This window comes from Metapseudomonas boanensis (assembly GCF_042232855.1).
GTDB classification, from domain to species: Bacteria; Pseudomonadota; Gammaproteobacteria; order Pseudomonadales; family Pseudomonadaceae; genus Metapseudomonas; species Metapseudomonas boanensis.
Genome location: NZ_CP113889.1, coordinates 2,569,231 through 2,589,536 on the forward strand (window position 1 = coordinate 2,569,231; position 20,306 = coordinate 2,589,536).

Below are 20,306 nucleotides of genomic sequence, written 5' to 3' on the forward strand. Positions count from 1 at the left end.
GTGGACGGATAACCTGTGGTCGATCTTATCGGCCACCCACCCCCCAGGACTTGACCGTCGGATATGCATCAACACACCTGCGGTCAAGTTGTATCGAACTGTTACCCATTGCCCCACGTGCCCGATTGCCCCGATGCGGGGCAAGGCTTCCAGCAATGCCCAGCAATGGCTCGCGGCCTGTTGCAGGGCGACTTGCAGGGGCGTGATCCAGAGCGTTTAGGGGCGAGGCATGAGTCTTGCTTGAATGTTCGTTCAAAAAAAATCCGGTAGCCCGCAATGAGCCAGCTCCTGTTCCCGAGTGCCAGCCTCAATGCTCCGATGGTGAGTAATGTCGGCGTGCTGTCCGCTGCTGCCAGTGGCCTGGATAGCTTCATCACCGGCCAGGGCGGCGACCTCGACCGTGTCTTCGGCCGTGCCGGTATCGACCCCGAGCAATTGCGCCACCCCGCACTCAGCCTGGCCCTGACCAACTATTGCCAGGTGCTTGAGGAAGCGGCGCGGCAATCGGGCTGCGACAACTTCGGTCTGCGCTATGGCCAGCAGTTCCAGCCGCAGGCGCTGGGGCTTTTGGGCTATGTCGGGCTGTGTTCAGAAACCGTGGAAGATGCCCTGAAGAATTTCGCCGCGGCCTTTCCCTATCATCAGCACAGCACCCTGATCCGCCTGGTGGATTGCGGCGAGTGCTATCGCTTCGACTATCAGGTGCGCCACGGTGCGATCCTCGATCGCCGCCAGGACGCCGAGCTGACCATGGGCATGGCGCTCAACCTGCTCCGTCATGCACTTGGTCGCGATTGGACGCCGCGCGCTGTGGCCTTCGAACACGCCCGCCCGGAGGGCTGGCAGGAACACTCCAGGGTGTTTGGTGCACCAGTGCAGTTCGAACGCGCCTGCAATTCGCTGCTGGTACCTAAGGGTGACCTGCATGGGCAACTCATGCCCGAGCGCGATCCAACGTTGTTATTCCTGGTCCAGGACGTGATCCGCCGCCTCGGTGAGCAGGGCGCCCGGCCTAGCCTGGTGGAAGATGCCGGCACGCAGATCCGCCTGGCCCTGGCCGAAGGCGAACCGTCACTGGAGTTGATCGCCGAACGACTCGAACTGACGGCGGCAGGATTGCAGCGGCGCCTGCGCGAGGCGGGCTTGAGCTTCAGCCAACTGGTCGAACAGACCCGACGTGAGTTGGCGGTGCATTACCTGCGTCAGCGGCAACGGCCGATTTCTGAACTGGCGCCGTTGCTCGGTTATTCCGAAACCAGCGCTTTCTCCCGGGCTTTCCGCCGCTGGTTCGGCGTCAGCCCCCGCCAATGGCGCGGCGACGAGCGCTGATGCCAGGGGGCGAGACCACTCTGTAGGAGCGAGCTTGCTCGCGAAGTGCAACCTCGTATTCGCCAGCAAGCTGGCTCCTACAAGACAACCACCCACCCCGCAGGCCACAAGCCGCACCACCCCTGGCGCGGTTTCCAGCCAGGTATCAAAAGCAGCCCAGCGAGTGGGTATGTCGGAGCGAGGGGAACGCCGAGTTCTTGCGCGCGAAGATCACCGCACTATTCGCCAGCAAGCTGGCTCCTACAGGGTTTTTACCCAGGCGCAGAGTCCAATGAAAAACGCGGCCGAAGCCGCGTTTTTCATCACCCACCGGGTATCAGAAGAAGCCCAGCGGATTGATGTCGTAGCTCACCAGCAGGTTCTTGGTCTGCTGATAGTGGTCGAGCATCATCTTGTGGGTTTCACGGCCGACGCCGGATTTCTTGTAACCCCCGAAGGCGGCGTGAGCCGGGTAGAGGTGATAGCAGTTGGTCCAGACGCGGCCGGCCTTGATGGCGCGACCCATGCGGTAGGCGCGATTGATGTCGCGCGTCCACAGACCGGCGCCCAGGCCGAACTCGGTGTCGTTGGCAATCGCCAGGGCTTCGGCTTCATCCTTGAAGGTGGTGACGCCCACTACCGGCCCGAAGATTTCCTCCTGGAACACGCGCATCTTGTTGTTGCCCTTGAGCAGGGTCGGCTGGATGTAGTAGCCGGTGGCCAGGTCGCCTTCCAGTTTCTCGACGGCACCACCAGTCAGTACTTCAGCGCCTTCCTGCTGAGCGATCTCGAGGTAGGAGAGGATCTTCTCGAACTGCTGCTGCGAAGCCTGGGCGCCAACCATGGTCTCGGTGTCCAGCGGGTCGCCGCGTTTGATCGCTTTGACCTTCTTCATCACCTCGGCCATGAACGCCGGGTAGATGGACTCCTGCACCAGTGCGCGGGACGGGCAGGTGCACACCTCGCCCTGGTTGAAGAAGGCCAGCACCAGGCCTTCGGCGGCCTTTTCGATGAAGGCCGGCTCGGCCTGCATGATGTCTTCGAAGTAGATGTTCGGGCTCTTGCCGCCCAGCTCCACGGTCGACGGGATGATGTTCTCGGCGGCGCACTTGAGGATGTGCGAGCCCACCGGAGTCGAGCCGGTGAAGGCGATCTTGGCGATGCGCTTGCTGGTGGCCAGGGCCTCACCCGCTTCCTTGCCGAAGCCTTGCACCACGTTGAGCACGCCGGCCGGCAGCAGGTCGCCGATCAGCTCCATCAGCACCGCAATGCCCAGAGGGGTCTGCTCTGCGGGCTTGAGTACGATGCAGTTGCCGGCGGCCAGGGCCGGGGCCAGCTTCCAGGCGGCCATCAGCAGTGGGAAGTTCCACGGGATGATCTGTCCGACCACACCCAGCGGCTCGTGGATGTGATAGGCCACGGTGCCTTCGTTGATTTCGGCGGCACCGCCTTCCTGGGCGCGGATGCAGCCGGCGAAGTAGCGGAAATGGTCGGCAGCCAGCGGGATGTCGGCGTTGAGGGTTTCGCGCACGGCCTTGCCGTTATCCCAGGTTTCAGTGACAGCCAGCACTTCGAGATTCTGCTCGATGCGATCGGCGATCTTCAGCAGGATGTTCGAGCGATCCTGGACCGAGGTGCGGCCCCAGGCATCGGCGGCGGCGTGGGCGGCGTCCAGGGCCTTCTCGATGTCTTCGGCAGTGGAGCGCGGGAATTCGGCAATGGGCTGGCCATTCACCGGCGAGGTATTGGTGAAGTACTGGCCTTTGACTGGCGCGACAAACTCGCCGCCGATGTAGTTGCCGTAGCGAGACTTGAAGGAAACGATGGCGCCGGGGGTACCGGGTTGTGCGTAACGCATAGTGTTTCTCCTGGCTCTTGTTCTACTGGGGAGGACGCTTGCTGGCGTTTATCTACTCAGAGCAAGGGCTGGGCCAGAGTGCTGAAAATGCCGATTTAGAGGGGTTACTTGCTGGTGTTCAAGCCTGTGCGGATGATGGATGTGGCAGGTCCGGTACAAGGGTGAGTGACACTTTGTCACGTATCTGACACGGCTCATGACCGATGGGTCGAGCAGCCATTGCAAAGCAACCTACGCTGGAGGATGCTGCGGCGATGCGGGTGCCTCGCCAAGGCCCGGGCTGCCTCCCGGAAGTCCGCACTGGAGAAGAACAACAATGCAGAACCCTCTCAGCCGTCACGCGCAGCAAGTGCTGACCGTGGCAGGGGGCAAGGCACAGGCCAGCGGACCTGCTGCCGACCCCTCGATCGCTCGCTCCTGGCTGCGTTGCCTGGAGGACTACCACCTCGATCCGGCCCTCCCCATGGCGCCGACGGTGCTGGAGCACGCGCGCATGCTCGAATGCCGCGAGCGGCTGCAGCAGGTGCTGGAGATCGCCAACGGCGAGATGAACAACCTCTACCGGCAGCTCTCCGGTGCCGGCCATGCCGTGCTGCTGACCGATTCACGCGGGGTCATCCTCAATTGCGTCACTGCCAGCGCGGAGCGTCCGACTTTCGAGCGCGCCGGCCTCTGGCTTGGCGCTGATTGGAGTGAAGCCAGCGAAGGCACCAACGGCATCGGCACCTGTGTGGTCGAACGCCAGGCGCTGACCATCCACCAGGACGAACATTTCCGCAGCCGCCACACCGGCCTGACCTGTTCCGCCAGTCCGGTGTTCGATCCTCAGGGCGACCTGCTCGCCGTGCTCGATGTCTCGTCCGCACGCCATGACGTCTCGCGCCAGAGCCAGTTCCACACCATGGCCCTGGTCAACCTCTCGGCGAAGATGATCGAGAGCTGCTACTTCCTGCGTCGCTACGAGGGCGAGTGGCTGCTGCGCTTTCACCTGCAAGCCGAATATGTCGGCCTGTTCAGCGAGGGGCTGGTGGCCTTCGATGGCGGAGGCCGCATTCGCGCAGTGAACCAAAGCGCCATCAATCTGCTGGGCTCGTCCCGTGAGCGTCTGCTTGGCGAACCGGTGGAAGCCTTCTTCGATTGCCGCCTGGACGAACTGCTTGGGCGGGCCACGCCGCAGCCTGCCACCAGTTGGCCCCTGCGTACGCGCAACGGCCGTGCACTGTTCGCCGCACTGCGCGGCCAGCCGCGCAGCCTGCCCAAGCCTGTCCCGTTGGCACCGGCGAAGCCTGCACTTTCTGGCATCTGCCTGGGTGATGCCGCGTTGCAGACCGACTTCCGCCGAGCCCTGCGCGTCTATGAACGCGATGTGCCGCTGCTGATCAGTGGCGAAACCGGCTCCGGCAAGGAAGCTTTCGCCCGTGCGTTGCACCTGGCCAGTTCGCGCGCCGAAAAGCCTTTCGTTGCGCTGAACTGTGCGGCGATCCCGGAAACCCTGATCGAGAGCGAACTGTTCGGCTATCGCGGCGGCAGCTTCACCGGCGCGCGCAAGGAAGGCATGCGCGGCAAGCTGCAGCAGGCCGACGGTGGCACACTGTTCCTCGACGAAATCGGCGATATGCCCCTGGCTCTGCAGACCCGTCTGCTGCGCGTGCTGGAAGAGCGTCAGGTGGTGCCCATCGGCGGTGAGGCCCAGGCTGTGGATGTACGCATCATCAGCGCCACTCACCGAGAGCTCGAGGTGTGCGTGCAAGATGGCGCGTTCCGCGAGGACCTCTACTACCGCCTCAACGGCCTGGTACTCAACCTGCCGCCACTGCGCGAGCGCAGTGACAAGCCCGAACTGCTGCAACACCTGCTGGCCGAAGAAGCTCGCGGCCAGCGAGTCCGCTTTGACGACGAGGCTCTCCAGGCACTGCTGGACTACCACTGGCCGGGTAACGTGCGGCAACTGCGCAACGTACTGCGGACCCTCGCGGCCCTCTGCGAGGACGGCGTGATCCACCTCGCCGATCTGCCCCGCGAGATCCTCCGCGCCACGCCTCCGGCCGTTCCTGTCGAACCGCCGGCAAACCCCCTGGACGACGCCGAGCGCACCGCCTTGCTCAGTGCCCTGGACAGCCAGCGCTGGCACATGACCCGCACGGCCGAGCAACTCGGCATTAGCCGCAACACCCTCTATCGCAAGCTGCGCAAGCACTCGATCGCGACGCGGGGGTAATGGCCGGGGGGGGAGCGAGTTCTTCGCGATATGGACCGCAGGTCTGCCCACCGGCCCTCTCCCCAGCCCTCTCCCGCACGCGGGGGAGGAGGCTATCCGGGCAGGCCCGCAGGCCGCTCTTTGTGGGGGCGAATTCATTCGCCAAGCGGCCCGTAGGGGCACCAATCCATGGTCGATACGAAAACCGATTTCCGGGGGACTCCAGCTTTCGTATCCCCTCCTGTCCTGTCAGTACACGCCACCTGCTCCGATCACAGGCGCGGAAGCTCCCTTGAAAGCACCCGCCAGGCTCTGCAGACCGCGCATCAGGATGGTGGTGTCCACCCCCACCGCAACGAAGGCCGCGCCCAGTTCGATGTAGCGGCGCGCCAGCGCCTGGTCGGCGGAGAGGATGCCGGCGGCCTTACCGGCTTTCTGGATGCGCAGGATCGCGTCTTCGATAGCAGCCTGCACTTCGGGGTGGCCGGGGTTGCCGCGATGGCCCATGGCGGCGGAGAGGTCGGCCGGTCCGATGAACACGCCATCCACGCCTTCGATCGCCGCAATGACGTCGAGGTTGGCCAGGCCGTCGAGATTTTCGATCTGCACCAGCAGGCACATTTGCTCGTCAGCATGCTCCAGATAGCCGGGGATGCTGTTCCAGCGCGAGGCCCGGGCCAGGGCACTGCCCACGCCACGAATGCCGTTGGGCGGATAACGCATGGCACGCACCAGTTCTGCTGCTTGCTCGGCGGACTCGACCATCGGCACCAGCAGGGTCTGGGCGCCGATATCCAGCAGTTGCTTGATCAGTACTGCATCACCGATGGGTGGTCGGATGATCGGCTGGGATGGGTAGGGTGCGATGGCCTGCAACTGGGCCAGCAGGCTGTGCAGGTCGTTGGGTGCGTGTTCGCCGTCGAGCAGCAGCCAATCGAAGCCGGCGTTGGCCGCCAACTCGGCGCAGTAGGCGTCGGCCAGACCGAGCCAGAGGCCGATCTGCGGCTGGCCGGATTGCAGGCGTTGCTTGAAGGTATTGATCGGCAGGTTCATGGGCACTCCTTGTTAGGGCACCAGCTGTAGGAGCCAGCTTGCTGGCGAATGCTCCGTGCTCGGGACTTTCGCGAGCAAGCTCGTTCCTACAAGGGCGTGCGTGGCTCAGACAAACCGGCAGGCGATGGAGCCGAGCTGGTCGTAGTCGACGTGGAAGGTGTCGCCGGGGTTGGCCGCCACCGGGCGGGTGAAGGAGCCGCCGAGGATGATCTGCCCGGCTTCCAGGGTAACGTCGTAGGGCGCCAGCTTGTTGGCCAGCCAGGCCACACCTTTGGCCGGATGGTTGAGCACGGCGGCGGAGACGCCGGATTCCTCGATCACGCCATTGCGGTAGAGGATCGCTGGCACGCGGCGCAAGTCGATCTCGGTCGGCCGCACGGCGCGCCCGCCCATCACCACGCCGGCATTGGCGGCGTTGTCGGAGATGGTGTCGAAGACTTTGCGGGTGACCTTGGTGTCCGGGTCGATCTGGTGGATGCGCGCGTCGATGATCTCCAGCGCCGGGATCACCCATTCGGTGGCTTCCAGTACGTCGAAGACGGTGCAGTTCGGCCCGCGCAGCGGTTTGCCGAGGATGAAGGCCAGCTCCACTTCCACGCGCGGCACGATGAAGCGGTCGAAGGGGATGTCGCTGCCTTCCTCGAACAGCATGTCGTCCAGCAGTGCGCCGTAGTCCGGCTCGGTGATATTGGAGGACACCTGCATGGCTCGGGAGGTCAGGCCGATTTTGTGGCCGACCAGCTTGCGGCCGTCCTTGATTTTCTGTTGCACCCAGGCGCGCTGGATGGCGTAGGCATCCTCGATCGTGATCTCTGGGTAGTCGAGGGAGAACTGGCGCACCTGCTCGCGAGAGCGCTCGGCGGCGTCGAGGCGGGCGGCGGCCTGGCGGATGAGGGTCTGGTCGAGCATGGGGGAGTCTCTCTTAACGTGGGTTGACCAGGGCGGCCGGGGTGCGCAGCACCAGCAATCCACCGAGGGCGATGAGGAAGGCCAGCACGTACAAGGCCAGGCTGGCGCTGTGGGTGGTGTCGCGCATCCAGCCGATCAGGTAGGGCGCGAGGAACGAGGCGATGCTGCCGAAGGAGCTGACCAGGGCGATACCTGCGGCCTGTACCCGCTGCGAGAGGAAGGCCGGCGGCAGTTGCCAGAACATCGGCAGCGCGGCGCTGGCGCCCATGCCGGCGATCAGAAGACCGGCCATCACCGGCAGTACGCGATCAGGCAGCAAACCGGCGATGACCAGGCCGCAGGCAGCCATCAGCAGCGGCGCGCACAGGTGCCAGCGGCGTTCGTGCAGGCGATCGGAGGAGCGCCCCAGGGCAACCATGAAGAAGCAACCGGCTAGGTAGGGGATGGCGCTGAGCAGGCCAACGTTGCGGTCCTGGGCGACCCCGGCACCGTGGATCAGCGCGGGCATCCAGAAGGCGATGGTGTTGACCGCCAGCATCACCGCGAAATAGATCGCCACCAGTAGCCAGACATGGCGGTCGCGCAGGATGCCCCGGAAGGAGGTGATGGTTTTGCCGCGTTCCTCGCCGGCCATCTGCTGGCGAAGGCTGTCCTTCTGTTGCGGATCGAGCCAGGAGACCTGCTCGAAGCTCTCGGGCAGCGTTCGCCACACCAGCAGGCCCAGCAGCACAACCGGCAGGCCTTCGATAAGGAACATCCATTGCCAGCCGCGCAGCCCCATGAAGTCGTGGAAGCCGTCGAGAATGCCGCCCGACAGCGGGCCGCCGATCACGCCAGCCATCGGCACGGCGATGGCGAACAGCGCAGTGACCTGGCCACGGCGCTGGGCCGGGAACCAGCGGTTGAGGTAGACGAGGATGCCGGGGAAGAAACCGGCCTCGGCCACCCCGAGGAGGAAACGCAGGGTGTAGAAACCGCCGGCAGACTCCACCAGCAGCATGCTAGTGGACATCATCCCCCAGGTGACCATCAGGAAAGCGATCCAGCGGCGCGGGCCGATGCGTTCCAGGGCCAGGTTGCTGGGCAGGCCGAACAACGCGTAGGCGATGAAGAAGAGCCCGGCGCCGAGACCGTAGACGGTGTCGCTGAACTGCAGGTCGGCGCTCATCTGCAGCTTGGCGAAGCCGATGTTGATGCGGTCCAGGTGGGCGAAGAGGTAGCAGGTCAGCAGCAGGGGCATCAGCCGCCAGCTGATCTGGCGGCAGGTCAGGTCGTTGGCTGTGGCGACGGGCAGTGGCAGTGGGTTCGCTTGGCTCATGGACTTGTACTTTTTGAAGGTGCCAATGACGTTGGACGAGGTGGCCTTCAGCCGGCCTGCCCTTGGAGAAACGCGTGGATGTTGTTGTGCTTGTAGTTCAGCTCGGCATCCAGCTCGGTCATTTCGAAGGACAGGGCCAGCAGACGGCGCGACTGGAGTTCGACGAAGTGGCCGGTGATCACCTCGAACAGCTCGTCGGCGATCTGCTTGCGGGTGGCCAGGTCGCGACCGGCGCCGACTTTCAGGGTCATGTGGACGAAGGCGTAGTCGTGCTTGCCATCGGCCATGCGCCAAGTGTCGAGGCGCTGGGCTCGACTGCGGATGCCACCCAGGGGAAAGACGCCGGAGGCACCCAGGCAGGCGTGGACCTTCTCGAACAGGCCGGGCAAGTCGGCCTCGGACTCGATGTTGTCGGTGTATTCGGCGATGAAGTGGGGCATTTCATGTTCCTCATGGGTTGGCGGAGGCCGGCTTCCGACCTCCGCGTTCCAGTAGCTCGGACATTGCCCGGACTTCAGTCCGGGCGTTGGGCCTCGTCCCCGGACTGAAGTCGGGGCTACTGGCAATCAGGCCGCTTGCGCCGTCAGAGTGGGAAGATCGCGTTGATCTGGCCGGTGCCCGAGCTGCCGAAGGGCTCGGTCAGTACTTCCACGGGCTTGTCGTAGTCGGCGCCACCGAGCAGGCCGAGGAGCATCGCGGTGTCGTGCATGCCGCCTTCGCCGTAGCAGTGCTGGGCGTAGTCCGGGAGCATGGCGCAGAACTCCTTGAAGCGACCCTGCTTCCACAGCTCGACTACACGCATGTCCACCTGCTTGTCGAACTCGCGTGTCCAATTGTGGATGTTGGCTTCAGCCTTGCGGTCGTCGGAGAAACGGTGCGACAGCGACCCAGAGGCCAGCACCAGGACTTTGCGGTCGCTCTTCTCGATGGCCCGGCGCACGGCGGCGCCGAAGGTGAAGCTGTCTTCCAGGCGGTGCCAGGCGCACCAGGCCGCGATGGAGACGACCTTGAGCTTCTGCTCTTCCGGCACGTCCATGTGCATATAGCGCATGGGCACCAAGGTGCCGTATTCCAGTTCCAGGCTGGGGATGTTGTGGGCCAGGGTACGCACGTCGGCGGCATTGGCCTCTTCGGCGATCAGCGCGCCCAGTTCGGGACAGCCCTGGTAGTCGTAGGCCATATCCTTGATGAAGTGTGGCAGCTCGTTGCTGGTGTAGACGCCCTTGAAGTGCTCGCCACAGTTGATGTGGTAGGCGCTATTGACCAGCCAGTGCACGTCGAACACGACGGCGGTGTCGGCGCCCAGTTCGCGGGCACGGCGGCCGATTTCCTTGTGACCGGCGATGGCGGCTTCGCGGCAGCCGTGGTGCTTGCCCGGTAGTTCGGACAGGTACATCGAGGGAACGTGGCAGATCTTGGCGGCTAGGACGACTTCGCCCATGGCGGTACTCCTCATGCTGCTCCCCTGTGGAGAGCCTTGTTATTCGGTCGGTTGCACGCCGGCACAGGGGAGGGGACTTGCCCCTCCGTTATCTAATAGTCGTTATCTCACAGGCCCCAACGCGGGATGTGGTGGCTGCCCATGGAAATGCACACATTCTTGATCTCGGCGAACACCTCGAAGCTGTACTGGCCGCCTTCGCGGCCGGTGCCCGAGCCCTTCACGCCACCGAACGGCTGCCGCAGGTCGCGCACGTTCTGGCTGTTGATGAAGACCATGCCGGCCTCGATGCCTCGGGCCAGGCGGTGGGCCTTGCCGATGTCCTGGGTCCAGATGTAGGAGGCCAGGCCGTATTCGGTGTCGTTGGCCAAACGCAGGGCCTCGGCTTCATCCTTGAACTTCATCAGGCACACCACCGGGCCGAAGATTTCTTCCTGGGCGATGCGCATGCGGTTGTCGACGTCGGCAAATACCGTGGGCTGGATGAACTGGCCGCGCGACAGGTGCGCCGGCAGGTTGGCCGGGCGCTCCAGGCCACCGGCCAGCAGGGTGGCGCCTTCCTCGATGCCGATGCGGATGTAGCCAGTGACCTTGTCGTAGTGGGCCTGGGTAATCATCGAGCCGACCTGGGTCTTCGGATCCTGCGGATCACCGACGATCAGGCGCTTGGCGCGGGCGGCGAATTCGGCGACGAATTGGTCGTACACCGATTCCTGGATGAATATCCGGCTGCCGGCGGTGCAGCGCTCGCCGTTCAACGAGAAGATGGTGAACAGCGCGGCGTCCAGGGCGCGGTCGAGGTCGGCGTCGTCGAAGATCAGCACCGGCGACTTGCCGCCCAGTTCCATGGAGTATTTCTTCAGGCCGGCGGTCTGCATGATCTTGCGACCGGTGGCAGTGCCGCCGGTGAAGGAGATGGCGCGCACATCCGGGTGACGGACCAGCGCATCGCCGGCGGTGGCGCCATAGCCCTGCACCACATTCAGCACGCCCTTCGGGATACCGGCTTCCAGGGCCAGGCGGCCCAGTTCGTTGGCGGTCAGCGGCGACAGCTCACTCATCTTCAGTACCGCGGTGTTGCCAAGCGCCAGGCAGGGCGCGGTCTTCCAGGTGGCGGTCATGAAGGGCACGTTCCACGGCGACACCAGGCCACAGACACCCACCGGCTGGTAGAGGGTGTAGTTGAGCATCTGGTCGTCCACCGGGTAGCTGTGGCCGTCCATGCGGGTGCAGACTTCGGCGAAGAACTCGAAGTTGTGCGAGGCGCGCGGGATCAGCACGTTCTTCGTCTGGTGGATCGGCAGGCCGGTGTCCAAGGTTTCCAGTTCGGCCAGGTGCGGCACGTTCTGATCGATCAGCTCACCCAGCTTGCGCATCAGCTTCGCGCGGTCCTTGGCCGGGGTGTTGGCCCACTTGGGGAAGGCTTCCTTGGCGGCGGCCACGGCGGCGGCGATTTCCTCGGCGCCACCGCTGGCGACTTCACCGATAGGCTCCATGGTGGCCGGGTTGTAATTGACGAAGACGTCCTTGCTTTCGACTTCCTGGCCGTTGATCCAGTGCTTGATCATGCTGCTCATGCCTCTTGCTTGCGGGCGAAGAACTCGGCTTCGCTGACGATTCGATTGACCAGGCGACCCACGCCTTCCACTTCCACCACCACTTCATCGCCCGGCACCACATCGGCCAGGCCCTCCGGCGTGCCGGTGGCGATCATGTCGCCCGGCTGCAGGGTCATGAAGCTGGAGAAGTATTCGATCAGGTAGGGGATGTCGAAGATCATGTCGGCGGTGGTGCCTTCCTGTTTCAGCTCGCCGTTGACCCAGGTGCGCAGCTTCAGCTTCGACGGGTCGGCCACATCGCTGGCGTCGATGATCCACGGGCCGACCGGCGTAGTGGCGTCGCGGTTCTTCACCCGCAGGTTGGGCCGGTAGTAGTTCTCGAGAAAATCGCGGATGGCGTAGTCGTTGCAGACCGTGTAGCCGGCGAGATACTTGAGGGCGTCCTCGCGCTTGACGTTGCGCGCCGGCTTGCCGATCACCGCCACCAACTCGCACTCGTAGTGCATGTAGGCGACGTTGTCCGGGCGCCAGGTGACCTGGTTGTGGCCGGTGTAGGTGCCCGGCGACTTGATGAACGCGAGCGGTTCGGTGGGCGCCTTGAAAGCCAGCTCAGCGGCATGGTCGGCGTAGTTCAGCCCCAGGGCGAACATACTGCCGGTGGCGGGCGGCAGCCACTCGATCTGGTCTTCGGTCAGCAGGCGGCCATCGGCGAGGCGGGCGGCGTTGTCTGCTTCCACGGTTACGGCGTGGACTTCACCCTGGTAACGGATGCGTGCGTGTTTCATCTCGGGCTCCTTATTCCGCAACCACGGTGTTGGCGAGGCGGCCGAGGCCGCTGATTTCCACTTCGACGAGATCGCCCGGCTGCACATCGACGCGGCCTTCCGGCGTGCCGGTGATCAGCACGTCGCCTGCGTGCAGGGTCATGAACTCGCTGATCTCCTCGATCAGCTGGGGGATGCCGCGCACCAGGTTGGCGGTGCTGTTCTCCTGGCGCAGTTCGCCGTTGACGAACAGCTTCAGAGTCAGCGCGTGCGGGTTCTGTACCTGGTCAGCGGGGACCAGTGCCGGGCCGATGGGGCAGAAGCCGTCGCGGCATTTGGCCTTTACCGCCGGGCGGTAGTAGCTCTCTTCCGGCAGGCTGAATTCGTTGACGATCACATAGCCGGCCACATGGGCCAGGGCGTCGGCGGCGCGCACGCGGCTGGCGCTCTGGCCGATCACCACGCCCAGGGCCGGGCCCGGCTGCAGGCGTTCGACGCCCTGTGGATAAACCACCGGCTGGCCGTGGCCGTTGCGGGTATTCGGCGTCTTGATGAACAGCACCGGCTTGACCGGCGGCTTCTGGTAGGGCGGCTGCTGGAACTCTGCCAGCCGGCTGTCCAGCAGGCCCTGGTAGTTCAGCGCGATGCCGAACAGGGTGCCGGTGGCGACTGTGTCGAGGGCACAGCTCATGGTGTTCTCCTGTTCATCCCGGGGTTGCCAGGGAAATAAAAAGCGGGAGTGGAGGGTGACCTGGCCACGCCCGTAACGAGGTTTCGTTAATGTGTTAACGTTATATTTAACATGTTAATGATCGTCAAGTCTTGCCGCTTTGCCATTCGTCATCGAATCTGTGCGACAAGAACCTCGCGGGGCCGCCGCCGGCATAACCTGAAGCGGCCGCAAGCCCCGCATTCCGTGGAGAGAAGGCCGCATGTCAGAGCGCCAGCCCATTCCCAACATCAACATCGGCCAGGTCTACGACCAGCGTTACGCTGATGCGGAAGTGCACTACGAAGCCCTGGGCAAGCTGGCGGATTTCTTCGGCCGCAACATGCCGGTGCATCGGCACGACCGTTTCTTCCAGGTGCACTACGTAAAAAGCGGAGCGGTGCGGGTCTACCTCGACGAGCAGCAGTACCGGCAGCAGGGGCCGCTGTTCTTCCTGACGCCGCCGACCATCCCCCATGCTTTTGTCACCGAGCCGGACAGCGACGGCCACGTGCTGACCGTGCGCCAGCAGCTGGTGTGGTCGCTGCTGGAGGCCGAGCCGGGCCTGGCCGATGGTGCGCAGATCGTTCCGGTATGCGTGGCCTTTGCCGAACTGGGTGAGGAGTTCCACGAGGAGGTGCAGCGCCTGGACATGTTGTTCGACCAGTTGCGCAGCGAGTTCAGCGCCAATCGACTGGGGCGGGACGCCAGCCTGTCGGCGCTGACACGTCTGATCTTCATCAGCCTGCTGCGGCTCTCGGCCCGCTCGCTCAAGGCACAGCCCGCGCGGCATGAGGACTTGCAAGTGTTCCACCGCTTCAACGCCGTGATCGAGGCCCATTACCGCGAACATTGGTCGCTCGCCCAGTACGCCGGGCAGATGGGTGTCACCGAGGCGCGGCTGAACGACATCTGCCGACGTATTGCTGACTTGCCGTCCAAGCGGCTGATCCATGAGCGGGTGATGCAGGAAGCCAAGCGCCTGCTGCTGTTCACCGGCAGCTCGGCCAACGAGATCTGCTATCTGCTCGGTTTCAAGGACCCGGCCTACTTCAGTCGCTTTTTCGCCCGCAATGCCGGAATGACGCCGGGCGAGTACCGGCTGAGCCGGGCAGGGGACAAGGAAGAGGCCTGGCGTTAGGCGTTTGGCGCTGATTCGTTGGGTTTCGACAACCTCAGCACCAACCTTGGGACGAAACCCACCGGGCAGGTTGGCGCTGAACGGAGCAAAGCCCAACAAACGCCAGGCTCAGGCCAAACTGAAGTTTGTAGGATGGGTTGAGCGCAGCGATAGCCATCGGCAATGGGTCGTGGGTATCGCGTTGCTCAATCCATCCTGGGGGCCACGCTCACCCAGCCAGACCGAAGCCTTTGGCCATCTGTTGAATCAGTTCACCCTGCAGTTTTCGCTGTGCCTCACACGGCTGTTGCAGGTCGATGAAGTCACGCAATGGGTCCTGAACTTCCGTGCGGACGTCGGAGAGTTCCTCCATCACCGCCAGGCCGCAGAAGGGTACATAGGCTTCGGCGTAGCCGCCTTCGTGGACCAGCACCAGGCGGCCCTGGCACAGGTGCTCGGCCGTTTCGCGGACCATGCGGGTCATGCTGCGGAAGCTGTCGCTGTGCAGCAGCATGCGCGCCAGCGGGTCCACGCCGTTGGCGTCGTAGCCGCAAGCAACGACGATCAGTTCAGGCTCGAAGCGCTCCAGCGCCGGGATGACGATACGCTCCATCGCTTCCAGGTAGGCGGCATGCCCGCTGCCGGGCAGCAGCGGGATGTTGAGGTTGCTACCAAGGCCTGCATCCTCCCCGCGGTCTTCGGTACCGCTGTAACCGGGCGGGAAGCAGCCGTCCTGATGCAGGGAAATGGTCAACACGTCCGGGCGGTTGTAGTAGATGGCCTGGGTGCCGTTGCCGTGGTGCACGTCCCAGTCGATCACCGCTACCTTGCCCAGGCCGTGGCGGGCCTTGGCGGCTTCGATGGCAATCGGAATGTTGGCCAGGAAGCAGAAACCCATGGCCTGGTCGGCCAGGCAGTGGTGCCCCGGCGGACGCGACAGGGAGTAGGCGTTGTCGGCTTCGCCCTTGAGCACGGCGTCCACCGCCGCCATGGCCAGGCCGGCCGAGAGCTTGGCGATTTCGTAGCTGCCGGGGCCTATGGGGGCATGATCCCCCAGTTCACCGCCGCCGGCATCGCTCAGGGCCTTGAAGCGCTCCAGGTAATGCGCCGGGTGGACGCGCAGGAGGTCTTCTTCGCTGGCGGCTGGAGCGCTCTGCAGGTGCAGTTGGCGGGTGAGACCGGAGACGTCCATCAGGTTCTTCATGCGGCGCTTGGTTTCGGGCGATTCGGCATGTCCGGCGGCGGACGGCGGCTGCACCCAGCCGCCTACCGGCAGGATCAGTGCGTGCTGGCTGGCGCTGTGCCAGAGGGAGAGCTCATCGAAGAAGAAAGCGGTACGACGGGTCATATGTGGGGGCTCCATGGCTTACAGGGATTGGGGAGTGGTGACGGGAGTGGGGCGCGTGCGGCTGCCGAGGATGGCCAGCAGCGACAGAGCGGTAAGGGAGGCAGCGCCCAGCAGCAAGGCCTGGTAGTTGCCCTGCTGTTCGATCAGGCGGCCGGCAAGCGCCGGACCCAGGGCAAGGCCGCCACCGATCACCAGGTTGCTGGTATTCATCAGGCGGCCGTCGCTATCCAATTCGGCGAGGCTGGCGAGGATGAACGGCAGCACATAGGTCCAGGTGAACTTGAAGAGCAGGGCGGCGACAGCGAAACGCGCCAGTTGCGGCTGGTCGAGCAGCAGCAGGGTGGCCACAGTCAACAGGCCGAAGCCGCTGCACAGCAGCAGGTCGCGGGGCAGGCGTGCGCCGATCAGAGTGGCGCAGCCCGAACCCGCGATGCCCATTAGAGTGGCGACGGCGAGGATGTCGCCGCTGACCTGGGCGTTCAGCCCGGCTTTGACACCGATGGCGCCGATGAAGGTCCAGACCCCGCTCAGTGCGATGTAGAAACCCAGCAGGCCAAGAATGCCGAGAGCGATTTTGCCGCGTGGCACTGCGCGAGCTTCACCGACCTGTTGCGCGCTCGCCTGGCTGCCCGCCGGGAAGGCTCGGGCCAGGGGCAACGCGAGCAAGCCGAGTACTGCGAGGACGAAGTAGCCGCCGGCCAGACCTTGGCGTTCAAAAAGCGGTGGCAGCAGGCTCAGGCCGATGGCGCCGAGCACCAGTTGGCCCATCACCCAGATACCGTAGACGCGGCTCGGGTTGGTGGTGGTGGCGGCGCTGGAGAGGCAGAGGATCATCAGCGAGCCACCACCCAGAGCGGTGGCGAAACGCAGCGCAACCAGCGTGGCGTAGTCGGCGGCATAGGCCGAGGCCAGGTTGCCGGCGATGAACAGCAGGCCCGCGAGCAGCGCCGCGCGACGCCAGTCGACGCGCTTGAGCCACCAGAAGGCGGGCAGGGTGGCCAGGCTCATGGCGCCCAGTTCGGCGGAGAACAGGTCGCCGATCTGCGCCGGTGCCAGTTGCCATTGCGCGGCGAGTTGGGCAGCGACGGCCGGGGCAGTCATCAGCACGGCTGGAGTGATGGCGGCGAAGACGACAATGGCAGCCAGCAGGGCCAGGGGCGTGGAAGGTGATGGGGTGGTCATGGCGGAGGGCTCCGGGGTCAGAACACGTGGACCAGGCGCAGCAGGGCCTGGTTGCCGTGGTAGCCGTTGTCGGTATCGACATTGCGCGAGAGGGCGAACATCAGTTGGTTCTGCGGGTCGAGCCAGTGGCCGAGTTCGACGCCGAGTTGGGTATAGCGCTGGTGGGTGTCGTCGAGGGTGCGGTCGTTCAGGCGCAGTTCGCCACCATCGGCATGCACCAGGCGCAGGGCGCCGTAGGTGGCCGGGGTGAAGTCGTAGGAGGCAAAGGCTTGTAGGCGGTAGAGCGGGTCCTGTTCGAGGTCGGCACCGTAGTAGTCGTCGTTCTTGCCGTAGAACTGCGCTTCGAGGTTGGCCTCCAGCACCCACTTTTCGCCGATGCCCTGGGTGTAGTTGTAATTGAAGGTCAGGCCCCAGCGGTTAGTGCCGGGTGACACATCCGGATTCTGACTGTGGTACTCGCCTACCGGCAGCGTGAGCAGGGTTAGCAGGCCGCTGTAAGTGCGGGTTTCCGGTTGGTTGATGAAGAACAGCGTGCCGCCCACCTGCGGGTCGCCGAAGCCGCGCTCGCTGGTGTGGTGGGTGGCACCAGGCAGGCGCGCGTCGATGTCGACGAAGGGCACGATGAACTGCGGTGTGCAGAGGGTGCCGCAGATGTCGCTGAAGAATACATGGCGGTAGGCCAGGGCGTTGACCTCCAGCTCAGCCTTGCCGTTGGCATCCGCCGGGCCATGGAAGTCGTTGGCGCGGTTGGTCGGCAGGTAGACCACGCCGAGTTGCGTGCCCACCGGGGCGGAGAAGAAGTCGCGGGCGTTCATGTCGGCTGCCTGTCCGGCGGCAGGCAGCAGCGTGCAGCCGAGCAGGGCGGTGTAGAGGTGGCGAGTCGGGGTCATGGGCGTTGCGTCTCTGTTGTCGTTGTTGTGGCAGGTGGGTTTCTGTGGGCAAAAGGCTGCCCGTGCCGCCCAAGTGGGCAGCTGGAAATCAGGCTGTGAGCAGGGCTGGAATCAGTCGGGAGGCGGTGCGTGGAGGAGGTGGGCGATGCTCGCCTTGTCCTTCACGCCGAGCTTTGAATAGATGGTGCGTATGTGATGGCGGACGGTATTGGGCGCCAGGCCCAGGTCGCGGGCGATTTCCTTGTAGGTTTTGCCCTCGCCGAAGCGCTGGGCGACATCGTTTTCGCGAGCGCTGAGCTGTTGCAGCGGGCTCTGGCTGCGCGCGGCGAGAAGGAACAGGTCGCCTACGGCGGACACTTCCAGTTGCACGCGGGCGCCCTGATAGCCGTCTCGGCTGACCGTTTCGGGCATCTGCGGGCCGGTCCAGTCCGGCCATTCGGTGAGCAGCAGGTCGACGAAGCCACGCTCGGCGCAATGCAGGGTGCCGCGCGAGTCGCACACGGCCAGCGCCAGGTTGCGTGGGTTGCTCAGGCTTTCTCGCTTGGCCACCAGGGTGCGGATCTGGTTGGCGGAGACGGCGGCAGTCAGATGTTGCATAAGGTTATCCAGCAGCAACTGGTCCAGGGTGGTGAAGGGCTTCGCAGCTGGGGCACGGTAGAGGGTGAGGTGATCGCTGAGCTGGGTCTGCGGGTCGACGTGGATCACGCAGAGGAACTCGCCGATCTCGTGGCGCTCGCCGAGCCACTTCAGGCCCGGCGTGCTGTTGGCGCAATCGACGATGACCGACTTGCCCGGCGCGGCGTTGACCAACGGTACCGTGATGTCGTCATGGCGGATCGACTGCCAGTCGTCCAGGTAATGCGGCGGCAGGTTGAACAAGTGGGAACTGTGTTCTTCCGGCATGCCGTCGATCATCGCCGCACGGCCCCACCAGGCCCTATCGAAGGGCAGTAGCTGCTGCACCCGTGCCAGGGCCAGGGCATGGAAGCGCTCGATGGACCTGTCCCTGGCCAGACGCTGGAGTTCCAGCGTGGTGTTGCTGAACTGCTCCAGCAAGGCGGTGGCGATCATCTGATCGCCCTGGTCTTTCCTGCTCATGCGGTATCCCCAGATGCGACGTTGTTGTTGTTCTGTCACGGTTTTGGGTCGTGGCCAATCGTCTTCGCGACGGGGCAGGGCCTGGAGCGAGTATCAGGTTCGCCGGGAAGCGTCGCTATCCTACAGATGCAGGATAGGGGTTAGTGCGGGACCTCCGTGGTCGCGGCTATCTCCCGGCCCAGCCAGCGCTGGCGCGGCAGCAGCCAGATGCAGTAGCCGAGCAGCAGTACGCCCGCCGTGGCCATGGCGATAGGGGCGCCGAAGTGTTCGGCGAGGATGCCGGCGAGCAAGCCGCCAATGGCGTCGAAGCCGAAGCGCGTCGAGGTATAGAGCGCCACCACGCGGCCGCGCAAGTGCTCCGGCGCGAGACTCTGCAGGAGGATGTTGGTGCCCACATTGCAGGTGGAAATACCGAAGCCGAGCACTGCCATAGCCAGCAGCGACAGGGCCAACTGGGTGCTGGCGGCAAACCCGAGCAACGCCGCACCGCTGGCCAGGGCGCAGGCCATGATGGCCTTGACCAGGCTGGGCAGGGCGTGGCGATTGGCGAGGAACAGGGTGCCCAGCAGCGAGCCCAGGCCTGCCGCACCCCAGAGCCAGCCGAGGGTGCGCGCGTCGCCGGCGAAGATGTCCTTGGCGAAGACGGGTAGCAGAACCGCGTAGCTGGACGCGGTGAGATTGATCACCAGCACGCTGACCATCATCAGGCGGATTACCGGCCGGCTGGCAATGTAGCTCAATCCTTCGCGGAACACATGACTGGTGGAGCCTTGGGCGCGCGGTGTTGGCGCCATGCGGATTACCAGCAGCCCAGCGGCCAAGCCCAGGTAGGAGAGGGCGTTGAGGGCGAAGCAGGCGGCCTCGGTGGTAAAGCCCAGCAGCAGCCCGGCCAGCGGCGGGCCGATGAAGCGCGACGAGTTGAACAGCATGGCGTTGAGCGCCAGGGCGTTGGGCAGGTCCTCCTTGCCGCTGACGAACTGGCTGAGCAGGGATTGGCGCAGCGGAGTGTCGAAGGCATTGAGGATGCCCAGTAACGCTGCCATGGCGACGATCAGCGTCGGGCCGATCAACTCGGTCGCTGTGAGTACGGCCAGGCCGATGGCCTGCAAGCCGAGCAGGCCCTGCACGCCGATCAGCAGGCGGCGCTTGTCATGTCGGTCGATCCAGGCACCGGCCAGCGGACCCACCAGCAATTGCGGCAGCAGTGCGGCAAAGGTGGTGACGCCGAGCAGCGCGGCCGAGCCCGTGAGGCGGTAGATCAACCAAGCGAGGGCCACCTGTTGCAGCCAACTGCCCAGGGTGGAAATTGCCTGGCCAGCAAAGTACAGACGGAAGTTGCGATGGCGCAGGGCGCGGATAGCGGGCGGCCAGGCGCGGGAGTCGGACGTCGAGGATTGCACGGGACGGTTCACTGATCGAGGAATGGTTAATATCTTAACGTGATTTATTTGCCGTGGTTCTTTGTAGGGGCGAATTCATTGGCCCTGCAGCCCTCGTAGGGTGCCCGGCGCGCACCTGAGATTGGGCGAGACATACCTCACCGCAGGCCTTG

At 64.6% G+C, this 20,306-nt stretch carries 17 protein-coding genes; 3 read left to right on the forward strand and 14 right to left on the reverse strand.

Annotated elements, in window-relative coordinates:
• The first annotated feature begins 276 nt into the window (after nt 1–276).
• Nucleotides 277–1,329, forward strand: coding sequence for an AraC family transcriptional regulator (locus OXH74_RS11875; RefSeq protein WP_215377922.1), 1,053 nt, complete (start codon nt 277–279; stop codon nt 1,327–1,329).
• 316 nt (nt 1,330–1,645) lie between these two features.
• Here OXH74_RS11875 and OXH74_RS11880 read toward each other — a convergent pair whose 3' ends face one another.
• Nucleotides 1,646–3,166, reverse strand: a complete 1,521-nt coding sequence (locus OXH74_RS11880) for an aldehyde dehydrogenase family protein (RefSeq protein WP_375741352.1) — start codon at nt 3,164–3,166, stop codon at nt 1,646–1,648.
• 316 nt (nt 3,167–3,482) lie between these two features.
• Between OXH74_RS11880 and OXH74_RS11885 the strand changes: the two genes are divergently transcribed.
• The gene (locus OXH74_RS11885; protein WP_375741353.1) at nt 3,483–5,384 is read left to right on the forward strand and encodes a sigma-54-dependent Fis family transcriptional regulator; all 1,902 of its coding nucleotides are present in this window, start codon (nt 3,483–3,485) and stop codon (nt 5,382–5,384) included.
• A 228-nt stretch (nt 5,385–5,612) separates the two neighbouring features.
• Here the strand turns inward: OXH74_RS11885 and hpaI are convergent, their stop codons facing one another.
• From hpaI to OXH74_RS11925, 8 genes are all read right to left on the reverse strand, one after another.
• The gene (hpaI, locus tag OXH74_RS11890) at nt 5,613–6,416 is read right to left on the reverse strand and encodes a 4-hydroxy-2-oxoheptanedioate aldolase (RefSeq protein WP_375741354.1); all 804 of its coding nucleotides are present in this window, start codon (nt 6,414–6,416) and stop codon (nt 5,613–5,615) included.
• A gap of 105 nt (nt 6,417–6,521) precedes the next feature.
• Nucleotides 6,522–7,325, reverse strand: coding sequence for a 2-oxo-hept-4-ene-1,7-dioate hydratase (gene hpaH / locus OXH74_RS11895; RefSeq protein ID WP_375741355.1), 804 nt, complete (start codon nt 7,323–7,325; stop codon nt 6,522–6,524).
• Nucleotides 7,326–7,338: 13 nt separating this feature from the next.
• On the reverse strand, nt 7,339–8,643 hold the full coding sequence (locus OXH74_RS11900; RefSeq protein WP_375741356.1) for an MFS transporter: 1,305 nt from the start codon (nt 8,641–8,643) through the stop codon (nt 7,339–7,341).
• A gap of 47 nt (nt 8,644–8,690) precedes the next feature.
• The gene (locus OXH74_RS11905) at nt 8,691–9,083 is read right to left on the reverse strand and encodes a 5-carboxymethyl-2-hydroxymuconate Delta-isomerase (RefSeq protein ID WP_375741357.1); all 393 of its coding nucleotides are present in this window, start codon (nt 9,081–9,083) and stop codon (nt 8,691–8,693) included.
• Between the two features lie 143 nt (nt 9,084–9,226).
• On the reverse strand, nt 9,227–10,084 hold the full coding sequence (gene hpaD, locus OXH74_RS11910) for a 3,4-dihydroxyphenylacetate 2,3-dioxygenase (protein WP_375741358.1): 858 nt from the start codon (nt 10,082–10,084) through the stop codon (nt 9,227–9,229).
• 107 nt (nt 10,085–10,191) lie between these two features.
• Nucleotides 10,192–11,652 (reverse strand): 5-carboxymethyl-2-hydroxymuconate semialdehyde dehydrogenase, encoded by a 1,461-nt coding sequence (gene hpaE, locus OXH74_RS11915; protein ID WP_375741603.1) that lies wholly within the window; start codon nt 11,650–11,652, stop codon nt 10,192–10,194.
• A 5-nt stretch (nt 11,653–11,657) separates the two neighbouring features.
• Nucleotides 11,658–12,428, reverse strand: coding sequence for a fumarylacetoacetate hydrolase family protein (locus tag OXH74_RS11920; RefSeq protein WP_375741359.1), 771 nt, complete (start codon nt 12,426–12,428; stop codon nt 11,658–11,660).
• A 10-nt stretch (nt 12,429–12,438) separates the two neighbouring features.
• A complete protein-coding gene (locus OXH74_RS11925) occupies nt 12,439–13,098 on the reverse strand; it encodes a fumarylacetoacetate hydrolase family protein (protein ID WP_375741360.1) in 660 nt (219 codons plus the stop codon).
• 241 nt (nt 13,099–13,339) lie between these two features.
• On the opposite strand from OXH74_RS11925, the gene hpaA reads away from it, so the two are divergent.
• On the forward strand, nt 13,340–14,257 hold the full coding sequence (gene hpaA, locus OXH74_RS11930; protein WP_375741361.1) for a 4-hydroxyphenylacetate catabolism regulatory protein HpaA: 918 nt from the start codon (nt 13,340–13,342) through the stop codon (nt 14,255–14,257).
• A gap of 208 nt (nt 14,258–14,465) precedes the next feature.
• On the opposite strand, the gene OXH74_RS11935 is transcribed toward hpaA, so the two are convergent.
• The 5 genes from OXH74_RS11935 to OXH74_RS11955 form a co-directional block, all read right to left on the reverse strand.
• A complete protein-coding gene (locus tag OXH74_RS11935) occupies nt 14,466–15,584 on the reverse strand; it encodes a class II histone deacetylase (protein WP_375741362.1) in 1,119 nt (372 codons plus the stop codon).
• Between the two features lie 18 nt (nt 15,585–15,602).
• Nucleotides 15,603–16,787, reverse strand: a complete 1,185-nt coding sequence (locus tag OXH74_RS11940; protein WP_375741604.1) for an MFS transporter — start codon at nt 16,785–16,787, stop codon at nt 15,603–15,605.
• Nucleotides 16,784–17,656, reverse strand: coding sequence for a transporter (locus OXH74_RS11945; protein WP_375741363.1), 873 nt, complete (start codon nt 17,654–17,656; stop codon nt 16,784–16,786). The genes OXH74_RS11940 and OXH74_RS11945 overlap by 4 nt, the downstream gene beginning before the upstream one ends.
• Nucleotides 17,657–17,767: 111 nt before the next feature.
• Nucleotides 17,768–18,754: a LuxR C-terminal-related transcriptional regulator gene (locus tag OXH74_RS11950; RefSeq protein ID WP_375741364.1), complete on the reverse strand. Its 987-nt coding sequence runs from the start codon at nt 18,752–18,754 to the stop codon at nt 17,768–17,770.
• Nucleotides 18,755–18,894: 140 nt separating this feature from the next.
• Entirely contained in the window at nt 18,895–20,154 is a 1,260-nt protein-coding gene (locus OXH74_RS11955; protein WP_375741365.1) for an MFS transporter, read from the reverse strand.
• Between the last annotated feature and the right edge of the window lie 152 nt (nt 20,155–20,306).

Bases quoted from the DNA above. Each gene is read 5' to 3' on its own strand.
- OXH74_RS11875 (WP_215377922.1), top strand. From the start codon at position 277: ATGAGCCAGCTCCTGTTCCCGAGTGCCAGCCTCAATGCTCCGATGGTG.
- OXH74_RS11880 (WP_375741352.1), bottom strand. From the start codon at position 3,166: ATGCGTTACGCACAACCCGGTACCCCCGGCGCCATCGTTTCCTTCAAG.
- OXH74_RS11885 (WP_375741353.1), top strand. From the start codon at position 3,483: ATGCAGAACCCTCTCAGCCGTCACGCGCAGCAAGTGCTGACCGTGGCA.
- hpaI (WP_375741354.1), bottom strand. From the start codon at position 6,416: ATGAACCTGCCGATCAATACCTTCAAGCAACGCCTGCAATCCGGCCAG.
- hpaH (WP_375741355.1), bottom strand. From the start codon at position 7,325: ATGCTCGACCAGACCCTCATCCGCCAGGCCGCCGCCCGCCTCGACGCC.
- OXH74_RS11900 (WP_375741356.1), bottom strand. From the start codon at position 8,643: ATGAGCCAAGCGAACCCACTGCCACTGCCCGTCGCCACAGCCAACGAC.
- OXH74_RS11905 (WP_375741357.1), bottom strand. From the start codon at position 9,083: ATGCCCCACTTCATCGCCGAATACACCGACAACATCGAGTCCGAGGCC.
- hpaD (WP_375741358.1), bottom strand. From the start codon at position 10,084: ATGGGCGAAGTCGTCCTAGCCGCCAAGATCTGCCACGTTCCCTCGATG.
- hpaE (WP_375741603.1), bottom strand. From the start codon at position 11,652: ATGATCAAGCACTGGATCAACGGCCAGGAAGTCGAAAGCAAGGACGTC.
- OXH74_RS11920 (WP_375741359.1), bottom strand. From the start codon at position 12,428: ATGAAACACGCACGCATCCGTTACCAGGGTGAAGTCCACGCCGTAACC.
- OXH74_RS11925 (WP_375741360.1), bottom strand. From the start codon at position 13,098: ATGAGCTGTGCCCTCGACACAGTCGCCACCGGCACCCTGTTCGGCATC.
- hpaA (WP_375741361.1), top strand. From the start codon at position 13,340: ATGTCAGAGCGCCAGCCCATTCCCAACATCAACATCGGCCAGGTCTAC.
- OXH74_RS11935 (WP_375741362.1), bottom strand. From the start codon at position 15,584: ATGACCCGTCGTACCGCTTTCTTCTTCGATGAGCTCTCCCTCTGGCAC.
- OXH74_RS11945 (WP_375741363.1), bottom strand. From the start codon at position 17,656: ATGACCCCGACTCGCCACCTCTACACCGCCCTGCTCGGCTGCACGCTG.
- OXH74_RS11950 (WP_375741364.1), bottom strand. From the start codon at position 18,754: ATGAGCAGGAAAGACCAGGGCGATCAGATGATCGCCACCGCCTTGCTG.